Genomic DNA, 12843 nt, shown 5'->3' on the forward strand with positions numbered 1-12843 from the left:
ATTTCAGGCAAAAAAAACGGGAACCCTGAGGTTCCCGTCTTTCACAACCAAGCCAAGCTTAGCGTGGGAAAGCAGGCGGATTGACGCCAGCCATGTCTTCCATCACGCGCACTACCTGGCAGCTGTAACCGAATTCGTTGTCGTACCAGACGTACAGGACAACACGGTTTTCGTTGCAGATGGTGGCTTCGGCATCGACCACACCGGCGTGGCGGGAACCGACGAAGTCGGTGGAGACCACTTCCTGGGAGCTCACGTAGTCGATCTGCTTGTGCAGGTCCGAGTGCATGGCCATCTGGCGCAGGTACTCGTTGATCTCTTCGCGGCTGGTGGCTTTTTCCAGGTTCAGGTTGAGGATAGCCATCGACACGTTCGGCGTTGGTACGCGGATCGCGTTGCCGGTCAGCTTGCCCTTGAGCACTGGCAGTGCCTTGGCAGCTGCAGTGGCGGCACCGGTCTCGGTGATAACCATGTTCAGCGGCGCGGCACGGCCACGACGGCTGCCCTTGTGGAAGTTGTCGATCAGGTTCTGGTCGTTGGTGAACGAGTGAACGGTTTCAACGTGACCGTTGATGATGCCGAACTTGTCGTTGACCGCCTTCAGCACCGGAACGATGGCGTTGGTGGTGCAGGAAGCCGCGGAGATGATCTTGTCATCAGCGCTGATTTCGCCATGGTTGATGCCATGCACGATGTTCTTCAGCGCGCCCTTGCCAGGTGCGGTGAGGATCACGCGGGCAGCGCCCGGGCAGGCCAGGTGCTGGCCCAGGCCGTCGGCGTCGCGCCATACACCGGTGTTGTCGACGATCAGGGCATTCTCGATGCCGTACTGGGTGTAGTCGACTTCGCTCGGGTTCTTGGCGTAGATAACCTGGATCAGGTTGCCGTTGGCAGTGATGGTGTTGTTGGCTTCGTCGATGGTGATGGTGCCATCGAACGGGCCATGTACCGAGTCACGACGCAGCAGGCTGGCACGCTTGACCAGATCGTTCTCGGCGCCTTTGCGCACGACGATGGCGCGCAGACGCAGGCCGTCGCCACCACCGGTTTTCTCGATCAGGATACGCGCCAGCAGACGGCCGATACGACCGAAGCCGTAGAGGACAACGTCAGTGCCTTTGCGCGCCGAAGCGTTTTGCTGGCCAACCACGTCAGCCATTTCTTCGCGCACGAACTGCTCGGCGCTACGGCCGTTGCCTTCTTGCTTGAATTTGTTGGCCAGCTTGCCCAGGTCGACCGAAGCGGCGCCCAGTTTCAGCTCGCTCATGGCTTTGAGCAGCGGGAATGTCTCGTGTACAGACAGTTCGGTTTCGTCGGTCTGGCGATGACGGGCAAAGCGGTGCGCTTTGAGGATCGAGATCACCGAGCGGTTGATCAGGCTACGGCCATAGATCGAGCTCACCACATTGTTATTGCGGTAGAGCTGACCGATAAGCGGGATCATCGCTTCTGCAAGCGCTTCACGATCAATCCACTCACCAAGACACTGGTCGGGCTTCTGAGTCACGGGAACCTTCCACATGTAGGGACAGAAAAAAGGGGCTACATTATGACGCCCCGCAGCCCATCGGGCAATGAGCGCCTGTCGCCGACAATCCACTACATGCTTTTAGCCTGCACAAACCTGACAGCGCGGGCCTGCGCCCGGTACAATTGGCGTCTTTGTCGCAACGCTTGGAGCTCGACCTCCCGTGCCTGTTCTGCGTCTACCGCACCTGCCGGCCACTGCCGGCAAACAAACCTGGGGCAACCTGCCGGGCGCCGCCCTGAGCCTGGCGATTGCCGAAGCGGCCAGCGCCGCCAAACGCTTCACCCTGCTGCTGACCGCCGACAGCCAGAGCGCTGACCGCCTCGAGCAGGAGCTGCGTTTTTTTGCGCCCGAGCTGCCGGTACTGCCCTTCCCCGACTGGGAAACCCTGCCCTACGACCTGTTCTCGCCGCACCAGGACATCATCTCCCAGCGCATTTCCAGCCTGTACCGGCTGCCGGAGCTCGATCACGGCATTCTCGTGGTGCCGATCACCACGGCCCTGCACCGCCTGGCACCGACGCGCTTTCTACTCGGCAGCAGCCTGGTGCTGGACATCGGCCAGAAGCTTGATGTCGAGCAGATGCGCACGCGCCTTGAAGCCAGCGGTTACCGCTGCGTCGATACCGTGTACGAGCACGGCGAGTTCGCCGTACGCGGCGCACTGATCGACCTGTTCCCGATGGGCAGCAAGCTGCCGTACCGCATCGACCTGTTCGATGACGAAATCGAGACCCTGCGTACCTTCGACCCGGAAACCCAGCGCTCGATCGACAAGGTCGACTCGGTGCGGCTGCTGCCGGCCCGCGAGTTCCCGCTGCAAAAAGAGGCGGTGACGCGCTTCAAGGCACGCTTTCGCGAGCGCTTCGACGTCGACTTCCGCCGCAGCCCGATCTTCCAGGACCTCTCCAGCGGCATCACCCCGGCCGGTATCGAGTACTACCTGCCGCTGTTCTTCGAAGACACCTCGACCTTGTTCGACTACCTGCCCCAGGACACCCAGGTGTTCTCCCTGCCGGGCGTCGAACAGGCCGCCGAGCACTTCTGGAGCGATGTGCGCAACCGCTACGAGGAACGCCGCATCGACCCGGCGCGACCGTTGCTGCCGCCCGCCGAACTGTTCCTGCCGGTTGAGGACTGTTTCGCCCGGCTCAAGAGCTGGCCGCGCGTGGTGGTCAGCCAGGACGACGTCGACAGCGGCGTCGGCCGCGAGCGCTTCCCGGCCCAGGTCCTGCCCAACCTTGCCATCGAAGCCAAGGCCAACCAGCCGCTGGCAGCGCTGTCGGGCTTTTTTGAGCAGTTCTCTGGCCGCGTGCTGTTCACCGCCGAGTCGGCGGGCCGTCGCGAAGTGCTGCTGGAGCTGCTTGAGCGCCTGAAGCTGCGCCCGCAAACCGTCGACAGCTGGAGTGCCTTCGTTGCCGGCAAGGAGCGCCTGGCGATCACCATCGCACCGCTGGACGAAGGCCTGCTGCTGGATGACCCGGCCATCGCCCTGGTCGCCGAGAGCCCGCTGTTCGGTCAACGGGTGATGCAGCGCCGGCGCCGCGACAAGCGCAGCGACGCCAATAACGATGCCGTCATCAAGAACCTCACCGAGCTGCGTGAAGGCGCGCCGGTGGTGCATATCGATCACGGGGTCGGCCGCTACCTGGGCCTGGCGACCCTGGAAATCGACAACCAGGCCGCCGAGTTCCTCACCCTCGAATACGCCGAGGGCGCCAAGCTCTACGTGCCGGTGGCCAACCTGCACCTGATCGCCCGCTATACCGGCAGCGACGACGCCCTGGCGCCGCTGCACCGGCTCGGCTCCGAAGCCTGGCAAAAAGCCAAGCGCAAGGCCGCCGAACAGGTACGTGATGTCGCTGCCGAACTGCTCGACATCTATGCCCGCCGCGCCGCGCGCAAAGGCTATGCCTTCGCCGACCCGTCGGTGGATTACGCCACCTTCAGCGCCGGCTTCCCCTTCGAGGAGACCCCGGACCAGCAAAGCGCCATCGAAGCGGTGCGCGAGGACATGCTCGCGGCCAAGCCGATGGACCGCCTGGTGTGCGGCGATGTCGGCTTCGGCAAGACCGAAGTGGCCATGCGCGCAGCCTTCATTGCCGTGCACGGCGGCCGCCAGGTGGCAATCCTGGTGCCGACCACCCTGCTCGCCCAGCAGCACTACAACAGTTTTCGCGACCGCTTCGCCGACTGGCCGGTAACGGTCGAGGTGATGAGCCGCTTCAAGTCGCCCAAGGAAGTCGCCGCAGCCGTGGCGGACCTGGCCGAAGGCAAGATCGACATTGTCATCGGCACCCACAAGCTGCTGCAGGACGACGTCAAGATCAAGGACCTGGGCCTGGTGATCATCGACGAAGAGCACCGTTTCGGCGTGCGCCAGAAGGAGCAGCTCAAGGCCCTGCGCAGCGAGGTGGACATCCTCACCCTGACCGCCACGCCGATCCCGCGCACCCTGAACATGGCCGTGGCCGGCATGCGCGACCTGTCGATCATCGCCACGCCGCCGGCGCGCCGGCTGTCGGTGCGTACCTTCGTCATGGAGCAGAACAAGAGCACGGTCAAGGAGGCGCTGCTGCGTGAACTGCTGCGCGGCGGCCAGGTTTACTACTTGCACAACGATGTGAAGAGCATCGAAAAATGCGCCGCCGACCTTGCCGAACTGGTACCGGAAGCACGCATCGGCATCGGCCACGGGCAGATGCGCGAGCGCGAACTCGAACAGGTGATGAGCGACTTCTATCACAAGCGCTTCAACGTGCTGATCGCCTCGACCATCATCGAGACCGGCATCGACGTGCCGAGCGCCAACACCATCATCATCGAGCGTGCCGACAAGTTCGGCCTGGCGCAGTTGCACCAGTTGCGCGGCCGGGTCGGGCGCAGTCACCACCAGGCCTATGCCTACCTGCTCACCCCGCCGCGCCAGCAAATCACCCCGGACGCCGAAAAGCGCCTGGAAGCCATCGCCAACACCCAGGACCTGGGGGCTGGCTTTGTCCTGGCCACCAATGACCTGGAGATCCGCGGCGCCGGCGAGCTGCTCGGCGAAGGCCAGAGCGGGCAGATCCAGGCGGTCGGTTTTACCCTGTACATGGAAATGCTCGAACGCGCGGTCAAGGCCATCCGCAAGGGCACCCAGCCAAACCTCGACCAGCCGTTGGGCGGCGGCCCGGAAATCAACCTGCGCTTGCCGGCACTGATTCCCGAGGACTACCTGCCGGATGTGCATGCGCGGCTGATCCTCTACAAGCGCATCGCCTCGGCGGTGGACGAAGACGGCCTGAAGGACCTGCAGGTAGAGATGATCGACCGCTTCGGCCTGCTGCCGGAACCGACCAAGAACCTGGTGCGCCTGACCCTGCTCAAGCTGCAGGCAGAAAAACTCGGCATCAAGAAGGTCGACGCCGGCCCCAACGGCGGCAAGATCGAATTCGAAGCCCAGACCCCGGTCGATCCGCTGGTGCTGATCAAGCTGATCCAGGGCCAGCCCAAACGCTACAAGTTCGAAGGCGCCACCCAATTCAAGTTCCTGGTGCCGATGGAGCGCCCGGAAGAACGCTTCAACAACCTTGAGGCGCTGTTCGAGCGCCTGACCCCACAATCTGCGTGAAGGAAGATCCATGCGTGCAACGCGTAGCCTGACCCTGCTGCTGGCACTGATTGCCCCGACGGCATTTGCCAATGGCGCCTATCAGGTCGAAATGATCCTGGTACGGCAGAACGCCGTGCCGGCGATTACCAGCAAGTCGGCCCCGGAAGACTGGCGCAATGGCGCCCAGATCGTCGCCGAGGGTGACCTGCGCCAACCAGCGCTCACCGACGAGGCGGCCAAGCTTGCCGCCGACCCGAACCAGTACACCGTGCTGCTGCACAAAGCCTGGAAACAGGATGCCGGCACAGTGGCGATCAGCGACGGCGAAGAACACTTCGGCCAGTTCCCCATCGAGGGCAACCTGACCGTCAAGGAAGAACGCTTCATCGCCGTTGATGCCAGTTTCTGGGTCAACCAGTTCGACGGCAACGGCAGCGTGACCTTGAGCGAACCGCTCAAGCAGAGCAACAGCACCATCAAGAATGGAGAACTGACCTTCCTCGACGGCGGCCACCTGGCCCTGCTGCTCAAGGTCACGGCCAATCGGCCAGCCAGCGCTCCCACTGCGCCTGCGGAGATGATGGAGCAGTAACCCGATGCCTAACGATGGTATTGCCCCCACGCCTCACCTGATTCTGGGCAGCCACGAGTTCAGCGCCTACGTGCCGCAAACCGGCAGGATGCAGCGCCAGCACCAGCACCGGGCGGCGCTGTCGTTCAACTATGACGGCATTCGCGCCAGCGGCAGGCAAGTCAAGGACGTCAGCCGCCTGGAGAGTACTGGCAGCCAACGCCTGCAGCGCCACGCCGAGGCCGAAAGCCAAATCCGCCAGACGCTCCAGCGCCTGGGCTTCAAGATCGCCACCCGGCAGAGCAAAGCCCTGCCGGAGAGCGCCGGCGACCTGCTTGAGCTGGCCTCCGAAGCAGCCTGGCTACGCTTCATGCTCAATGACCTGCCGACCCTGCGCGAACAAGGCTGGGAGATCGAGTACACCGACGACTTCGCCTTCAATCTTGCCGAGGTCGACAACTGGTACGCACAGATCGACGAAGCCAGCGGCCGGGACTGGTTCGACCTGGAACTGGGTATCGAGGTCAATGGCCAGCGCCTGAGCCTGCTGCCGATTCTGCTCAACGTGCTGCGCAGCCACCCGGAACTGCTCAACCCTGCGCAGTTGCACAAGCGCCGGGACGACGAACAATTGCTGGTACAGATTCCCGCGCCTGTGGGTGAAGTGCGGCGCAACCTGCAAGTGGCCCTGCCCTACGGTCGCCTCAAGCCGGTATTGGCAACCCTGGGCGACTTTTACCTGCGTGAACCCGGCGAAACCAGCGTGCGCCTGCCGACGCTGGACGCCACGCGCCTCAATGCCCTGGAAGAGCTGCCGTTGAGCTGGCAAGGCGGTGAGCAGGTGCGCAGCCTGGCCGAGCGCCTGCGCGATATCCGCCTGCAACCGGCGCAAACGCCTGAAGGCCTGAACGCTACCCTGCGCACCTATCAGCTCGAAGGCCTGAGCTGGATGCAGGCCCTGCGTGAGCTGGAGGTCGGCGGCATCCTCGCTGACGACATGGGCCTGGGCAAAACCCTGCAAACCCTCGCTCACCTGCTCAGCGAAAAAAATGCCGGACGCCTGACCCGCCCGGCCATGGTGGTGATGCCCACCAGCCTGATCCCCAACTGGCAGGACGAAGCCGAACGCTTCGCCCCGGGCTTGCGCGTGCTGGCCCTGCAAGGCATCGGCCGGCGCAAGCATTTCGGCAGCCTGCAGGACTACGACCTGCTGTTGACCACCTATGCCCTGCTGCCCAAGGACCTGTCGCACTTCAAGGGCCTGAAGCTGCATGTACTGATCCTCGATGAGGCGCAGTACATCAAGACCCCGGGCAGCAAGGCGGCCCAGGCGGCGCGCCAGCTCGAAGCCCGCCAGCGCCTGTGCCTGAGCGGCACCCCGCTGGAAAACCACCTGGGTGAGCTGTGGTCGCTGTTTCACTTCCTGCTGCCGGGCTGGCTGGGCGACGCCAAAGCGTTCAACCGCGACTATCGGGTGCCGATCGAGCGCCAGGGCAACGATGAACGCCTGCAACACCTCAATGCACGGATCAAACCTTTTTTGCTGCGCCGCACCAAGGAGCAAGTGGCCACCGAGCTACCGGCCAAAACCGAGATGATTCACTGGGTCGAGCTCAGCGATGCGCAGCGTGACGTGTACGAAACCATGCGCCTGGCGATGGACCAGAAAGTACGCGCGGAGATCACCCGCAAGGGCGTGGCGCGCAGCCAGATCATTATCCTCGAAGCGCTGTTGAAGCTGCGCCAGGTCTGCTGCGATTTGCGCCTGATCAACAGCCAAGCCTCGACCGCGCGCGGCACCCACTCCGGCAAACTCACCAGCCTGATGGAAATGCTCGAAGAACTGCTGGCCGAAGGTCGACGTGTCCTGTTGTTCTCGCAGTTCACCAGCATGCTGCGGCTGATCGAGGCCGAACTGCAGCACCGCGGTATCGCCTATGCCCTGCTGACTGGCGAAACCCGTGACCGCCGGGCACCGGTGCACGACTTCCAGAGCGGGCAATTGCAGATCTTCCTGATCAGCCTCAAGGCCGGCGGTGTCGGCCTGAACCTGACCGCGGCGGACACCGTGATCCACTACGACCCGTGGTGGAACCCGGCGGCAGAAAACCAGGCCACCGACCGCGCTTATCGAATCGGCCAGGAAAAACCGGTGTTCGTCTACAAGCTGATTACCCGGGGCACGGTGGAAGAGAAGATCCAGCAGTTGCAGCAGGAGAAATCGGCGCTGGCAGCGGGCGTGCTGGATGGGCGGCAGGCGGGGGACTGGCGTTTGGCGGCGGAGGATATCGATGCGTTGTTTGCGCCGTTGCCTGGGAAGCGGCAAGGCTCTAGTGCGCGGTGAACTCATCGCTGGCAAGCCAGCTCCCACACGGAGCCTGTGGGAGCTGGCTTGCCAGCGATGGGCTGCAACGCAGCCCTGCAATCAATCAACCAGCTGCGCTTCCTTGAGCGCTCCAAGCGCCTCCAGCCAGCGCGGCTGTTGACGATAGTCGGTACGGGCAAAGCCCCGCCCGCGCATCTGCGCAATCCGCGGCGACGGCTTGACTTTCAGGCGCTGGGCGGCAGTCAGGGCCAGCTCGGCGGCTGCGCGATCATTGCACACCAGGCCCATGTCACAACCGGCGCTCAGGGCCGCCTCGATACGGCTGGCGGCATCACCGACCACATGGGCACCGGCCATGGACAGGTCATCACTGAAGATCACCCCATTGAAGCCCAGCTCGCCGCGCAGAATCTCCTGCAACCAGCGCCGGGAGAAACCGGCCGGCTGGTTGTCCACCTGCGGATAGATCACGTGGGCCGGCATCACTGCCGCCAACTGCCCGCTCAAACGAGTGAACGGCACCAGGTCGGCCGCGCGGATCTGCGCCAGGCTGCGCTCGTCGGTGGGAATCGCCACATGGGAATCGGCCTCGGCCCAGCCATGACCCGGGAAGTGCTTGCCACAAGCGGCCATGCCCGCAGCGTTCATGCCACGAATAAAAGCACCGGCCAGCAGCGTGGCGCGTTGCGGATCACCTTCGAAGGCGCGGCTGCCGACCACAGCGCTGCGCTGGTGATCGAGGTCCAGCACCGGCGCAAAGCTCAGGTCCAGACCGACCGCCAGCACTTCAGTGGCCATCAGCCAACCGCATTGCTCGGCCAGGTATTCGGCGTTGTCGTTATCGGCAATCGCGCGCATCGCCGGCAGGCGCACAAAGCCCTGGCGCAACCGCTGCACCCGACCGCCTTCCTGATCCACCGCCAGGATCAACTCGGGGCGAATGGCGCGAATCGAGGCGCACAGCTCACGCACCTGGCGCGGGCTTTCGATGTTGCGGGCAAAGATGATCAGGCCGGCCACTTCGGGCTGGCGCAAAAGCTGGCGGTCCTCGGCGGTCAGCCAGGTACCGGCGATGTCGACCATCAGGGAGCCTTGCAGGCTGGCACTCATAATTGATCCTTCAGTTGACGCGGATGTGGGCCCATTGGGGGCACGCGGCTTCGTCGATCTGCACCGGGCAATGCACCGGCACCTGGTCGAACAGGTTCAGCAGGTCGGCGTTGCGCAAGCGCACGCAACCATGGGACAACGGCACGCCCATAGGTTCGCTATCGGGGGTGCCATGCAGGTAGATATAACGGTGGAAGGTGTCGACCGGCCCCAAGCGATTGACGCCCGGCTCGCAACCGCTGAGCCAGAGTATGCGCGTGAGGATCCAGTCACGACCGGGAAAGTGTTCGTGCAGTGCCGGCGACCAGATTTCGCCGGTCCAGCGCCGCCCCCTCAGCACCGCGCCTTGCGGCAAGCCGGCACCGATCTTGGCGCGCACCTGGTGGCGACCCCGCGGCGTGCAACCCGAGCCCTTGAGCTCACCGGCGCCGTTGCGCGCGGTGGAGACGTCAAGGCGCAGGCGCAACTGCCCCTGGGCGAACCCATAGAGGCATTGATCAGCAAGGGAGATATGCAGAAAATCGAGACTGGCCATGGGGCGCTAGCTTAGCCGATGCGGCTCGCCGCGCCCAGCCGTGGCATCAGGCCTTGGCGGCGACCGGGGTGCTGCCGGACTTGCTGCGTGGGCGCAACTGCGCGGCAGCCATGGCTTCGTCAGTGACACCGCTGTCGGCGCGCATGCCGGCGGCCAGGAACGGCACCATCAGGCGCATGACCTGCTCGATCGAGGTATTGATGCCGAAATCGGTTTCGGCGATGGCGCGCAGGGCCTTGATCCCGGACATGCTGAACGCCGCGGCGCCGAGCATGAAGTGCACGCGCCAGAACAGCTCGATTGGCGGAATGCGCGGCGCGGCTTCGTTGACCAGCAGCATGTAGCGGCGAAACACCTTGCCGTACATGTCTTCAAGGTAACGGCGCAGGTGGCCCTGGCTCTGGCTGAAGGCCAGGCCCAGCAGGCGCATGAAGATCGACAGGTCATTGCCGCTGCGTGGCTGCACCACCAGCGCCTGCTCGACCAGCATCTCCAGCAGCTCTTCAAGGCTCGGCTTTTGCTCAGGGCGGGCCTGGCGGCGCTCCAGCTCGCGCTCAAGGCTTGCGCAGAACGGCCCCAGGAAGCGCGAGAACACCGCCTGGATCAGGGCCTTCTTCGAACCAAAGTGGTAGTTCACCGCCGCCAGGTTGACGCCGGCCTTGCTGGTGATCAGCCGCAATGAGGTTTCGGCAAAACCTTTTTCCGCGAACAACTGCTCGGCAGCATCGAGAATGCGTTCTACGGTTTCCGACTGGGCCATGACTACTCCGCCTGACAAACACTTGTTTGAAACATACGTTTCAAAGCGGTGATTTGTCAAGTCCGCGCAGCCGCTTTGCGGCCATGCGGTCACGTATTAAACCATAGCTGCGAGAGCGCCCATCCGCCTTTTCTTGGCGCGTGGCGCTTGCAGCTTGCCACCTACTGTATATAATTCCAGTCACTGTATAAAAAGACAGAGCGATCGACATGCTAAAACTGACGCCACGCCAAGCTGAGATTCTGGCTTTTATCAAACGCTGCCTGGAAGACAACGGCTTTCCGCCCACCCGCGCAGAGATCGCCCAGGAGCTGGGTTTCAAATCGCCCAACGCCGCCGAGGAGCACCTCAAGGCCCTGGCCCGCAAGGGTGCGATCGAAATGACCCCGGGGGCGTCACGGGGCATCCGCATCCCCGGCTTTGAAGCCAAGCCCGACGACAGCGGCCTGCCGATCATTGGCCGGGTGGCGGCCGGTGCGCCGATCCTCGCCCAGCAACACATCGAAGAATCCTGCAACATCAACCCGGCGTTCTTCCATCCCCGCGCCGACTACCTGTTGCGCGTTCACGGCATGAGCATGAAGGATGTCGGCATCGTCGACGGCGACCTGCTGGCCGTGCACACCTGCCGCGAAGCTCGCAACGGCCAGATCGTCGTTGCTCGCCTGGGTGACGAAGTCACGGTCAAACGCTTCAAGCGCGAAGGCAGCAAAGTCTGGCTGATTGCCGAGAACCCCGAATTCGCCCCAATCGAAGTCAACCTGAAAGACCAGGAGCTGGTGATCGAGGGCTTGAGCGTCGGCGTCATACGCCGGTAAAGGAGGCATCATGCAGTTCCCCCCTGCGTCACAGAACGTACCGCTGCAAGCACAATTGCCACTGTTCGAAGCATTCCTGGCCCAGCCGGTGCTGCCCGGACTGAAAAGCGCCAAGCCAGCGCCCCACCCCGGCGCGGCCCAGGTTTTCAGCGAGCTGTCTTTGCGTGGCGCACTGGGTAGCTGCCAGAGCCTGTTGGCCCCGATGCTGCGTGAACTGAGCGAGTTGAGCGAAGAACATGACGCCCGCTGGCTGACCCTGATCGCCCCACCTGCCAGCCTGACCCAGGCCTGGCTGCGCGAGGCCGGGCTGAACCGCGAGCGCATCCTGCTGTTGCAACCGCGCGGCAACCAGAGTGCCTTGCAACTGGCCTGCGATGCCCTGCGCCTGGGCCGCAGCCACACCGTGGTCAGCTGGCTCAACACCGTCAGCAGCAGCGCCCGCCAGCAACTGAGCAATGCGGCTCGCGCTGGAGACGCACAAAGCCTGAACATCCGCCTCGGCTGATATTCAGGTCTGTTTCAACCATTGATTTCGCCAGGCTTCCTCAGGACGAGGAAGCCATGCAGGCGATCAGTGCAGGACCCGTGGCCCTTCGTCGCGTTCGATCTCGCCTTCTACCAGCTTGCCGGCCATCTGCACGCCAACACTGAGCATGGCCTTGGCCACTTCCACGTGCTGACCTTGCAAAAAGGCTTTGGCGTCCTCGGAGAAATCCAGGGTTACCAACGAACCCTCGTCCTCGGCACGGCGCAGCTCGATCCGGCCATCAGGCAACTCGACAATTTCTAGAAAGGACGTTGGCATAAGGGGCTGTTCTCCGCGAAAGGCCGGCATTGTACCAGCCAGCGCCCCAATCAGCACTCACTCAAACCTTCACGAAAACGAACCGTAAGCCCCTTGAGGTTCTGCCGCCAGCTTTCCAGCTCTTCGCGCGACAGCGCTGGCGCCTCGGGTTCATCGAGGCTTAGTGCCTGGATCAGCGGCTGGGTAACGTCGGTTTTTGGCGCTTTTTTCGCGACCGGCGGTCGGAACAAATCGGCATAAGCACTTAGCAATTGCGCCAGCCAGGTTTCGCGCTGTTCGGCCAGCTCAACCAGTTCGGCCATCTCTGGGATGGCCACAGCCTCGAGCACTTCGCGGGTCAGCAACAGCTCGGCACGGGGTGCGCCGGCCTGGGGCAAACGATAAAACCCGGCAATCTCGTGACACAAGCCCAGCAGCGCGCCGTACAGGTGAAACAGCGCCGACTCACGCTCGGCCTGGATCAGCGCCTGGGCATTCATGGCCCGGCTTTCCTGCGCCTTGCCAAGGGCTTCGAGGGCCAGGCCTGCGAAGTAAATCTTCTGGTTGGTGCGGGTGTAGAGTTCCTGGGCCATCTGGGTGCCCTCCGAAAGGCTGCAAGGCGGTCTGTGAGTGTCACGGATTGCCCTACCCTACTGCAAGTCTAGATGGCGACCGCTTTGCGGTCGAGGGGGGGGGGGGGGGGGGGGGGGGGCCGCGCCGCGGGGGGGGGGGGGGGGGGGCGCGGGGGGGGGGGGGGGGGGGGGGGGGGGGGGGGCGCCCGCCGGGGGGGGGGGGGGGGGGGGGGGGGGGGGGGGC

Annotated in this window: 11 protein-coding genes; 5 read left to right on the top strand and 6 right to left on the bottom strand. The window is 63.8% G+C overall.

Going from position 1 to position 12843, the window contains the following annotated elements; translation table 11 throughout:
* Window positions 1-58 precede the first annotated feature (58 nt).
* A complete protein-coding gene (locus tag KHO53_RS18455; RefSeq protein ID WP_010226956.1) occupies window positions 59-1522 on the bottom strand; it encodes a glyceraldehyde-3-phosphate dehydrogenase in 1464 nt (487 codons plus the stop codon).
* A 169-nt stretch (window positions 1523-1691) separates the two neighbouring features.
* Between KHO53_RS18455 and mfd the strand changes: the two genes are divergently transcribed.
* The 3 genes from mfd to KHO53_RS18470 are packed head-to-tail and all read left to right on the top strand — an operon-like array spanning window position 1692 to window position 8038.
* Window positions 1692-5141: a transcription-repair coupling factor gene (gene mfd / locus KHO53_RS18460; RefSeq protein ID WP_213569919.1), complete on the top strand. Its 3450-nt coding sequence runs from the start codon at window positions 1692-1694 to the stop codon at window positions 5139-5141.
* A gap of 10 nt (window positions 5142-5151) precedes the next feature.
* Entirely contained in the window at window positions 5152-5715 is a 564-nt protein-coding gene (locus tag KHO53_RS18465) for a CsiV family protein (RefSeq protein WP_010226960.1), read from the top strand.
* Between the two features lie 4 nt (window positions 5716-5719).
* The gene (locus tag KHO53_RS18470; RefSeq protein ID WP_213570589.1) at window positions 5720-8038 is read left to right on the top strand and encodes a DEAD/DEAH box helicase; all 2319 of its coding nucleotides are present in this window, start codon (window positions 5720-5722) and stop codon (window positions 8036-8038) included.
* A gap of 81 nt (window positions 8039-8119) precedes the next feature.
* Here the strand turns inward: KHO53_RS18470 and nagZ are convergent, their stop codons facing one another.
* From nagZ to KHO53_RS18485, 3 genes are read right to left on the bottom strand one after another with little or no spacing between them, the layout of a single operon-like run.
* Window positions 8120-9118 carry a beta-N-acetylhexosaminidase gene (gene nagZ / locus KHO53_RS18475; RefSeq protein WP_174242332.1) on the bottom strand — a complete coding sequence of 333 codons (999 nt, stop codon included), beginning with the start codon at window positions 9116-9118 and terminating at the stop codon, window positions 8120-8122.
* A 22-nt stretch (window positions 9119-9140) separates the two neighbouring features.
* Window positions 9141-9665 (bottom strand): L,D-transpeptidase, encoded by a 525-nt coding sequence (locus KHO53_RS18480; protein WP_010226964.1) that lies wholly within the window; start codon window positions 9663-9665, stop codon window positions 9141-9143.
* A gap of 46 nt (window positions 9666-9711) precedes the next feature.
* Entirely contained in the window at window positions 9712-10425 is a 714-nt protein-coding gene (locus tag KHO53_RS18485; RefSeq protein ID WP_010226965.1) for a TetR/AcrR family transcriptional regulator, read from the bottom strand.
* Between the two features lie 209 nt (window positions 10426-10634).
* Between KHO53_RS18485 and lexA the strand changes: the two genes are divergently transcribed.
* The gene (lexA, locus tag KHO53_RS18490) at window positions 10635-11243 is read left to right on the top strand and encodes a transcriptional repressor LexA (protein ID WP_010226967.1); all 609 of its coding nucleotides are present in this window, start codon (window positions 10635-10637) and stop codon (window positions 11241-11243) included.
* Between the two features lie 10 nt (window positions 11244-11253).
* A complete protein-coding gene (gene sulA, locus KHO53_RS18495) occupies window positions 11254-11748 on the top strand; it encodes an SOS-induced cell division inhibitor SulA (RefSeq protein ID WP_010226969.1) in 495 nt (164 codons plus the stop codon).
* A 66-nt stretch (window positions 11749-11814) separates the two neighbouring features.
* On the opposite strand, the gene KHO53_RS18500 is transcribed toward sulA, so the two are convergent.
* Both KHO53_RS18500 and KHO53_RS18505 read right to left on the bottom strand, forming a co-directional pair.
* On the bottom strand, window positions 11815-12048 hold the full coding sequence (locus tag KHO53_RS18500; protein ID WP_010226971.1) for a hypothetical protein: 234 nt from the start codon (window positions 12046-12048) through the stop codon (window positions 11815-11817).
* Between the two features lie 50 nt (window positions 12049-12098).
* Complete coding sequence (locus KHO53_RS18505; protein ID WP_010226974.1) at window positions 12099-12620, bottom strand: DUF6586 family protein; 522 nt, start codon at window positions 12618-12620, stop codon at window positions 12099-12101.
* Window positions 12621-12843: the final 223 nt, after the last annotated feature.

The organism is Pseudomonas sp. RC2C2 (genome assembly GCF_018390435.1).
Taxonomy (GTDB): Bacteria; Pseudomonadota; Gammaproteobacteria; order Pseudomonadales; family Pseudomonadaceae; genus Aquipseudomonas; species Aquipseudomonas donghuensis.

What these genes read in the sequence shown, in the direction of transcription:
- lexA (WP_010226967.1), top strand. Translation starts at nt 10,635, where the DNA reads ATGCTAAAACTGACGCCACGCCAAGCTGAGATTCTGGCTTTTATCAAA.
- KHO53_RS18485 (WP_010226965.1), bottom strand. Translation starts at nt 10,425, where the DNA reads ATGGCCCAGTCGGAAACCGTAGAACGCATTCTCGATGCTGCCGAGCAG.
- KHO53_RS18455 (WP_010226956.1), bottom strand. Translation starts at nt 1,522, where the DNA reads ATGTGGAAGGTTCCCGTGACTCAGAAGCCCGACCAGTGTCTTGGTGAG.
- KHO53_RS18470 (WP_213570589.1), top strand. Translation starts at nt 5,720, where the DNA reads ATGCCTAACGATGGTATTGCCCCCACGCCTCACCTGATTCTGGGCAGC.
- sulA (WP_010226969.1), top strand. Translation starts at nt 11,254, where the DNA reads ATGCAGTTCCCCCCTGCGTCACAGAACGTACCGCTGCAAGCACAATTG.
- KHO53_RS18480 (WP_010226964.1), bottom strand. Translation starts at nt 9,665, where the DNA reads ATGGCCAGTCTCGATTTTCTGCATATCTCCCTTGCTGATCAATGCCTC.
- KHO53_RS18505 (WP_010226974.1), bottom strand. Translation starts at nt 12,620, where the DNA reads ATGGCCCAGGAACTCTACACCCGCACCAACCAGAAGATTTACTTCGCA.
- KHO53_RS18465 (WP_010226960.1), top strand. Translation starts at nt 5,152, where the DNA reads ATGCGTGCAACGCGTAGCCTGACCCTGCTGCTGGCACTGATTGCCCCG.
- KHO53_RS18500 (WP_010226971.1), bottom strand. Translation starts at nt 12,048, where the DNA reads ATGCCAACGTCCTTTCTAGAAATTGTCGAGTTGCCTGATGGCCGGATC.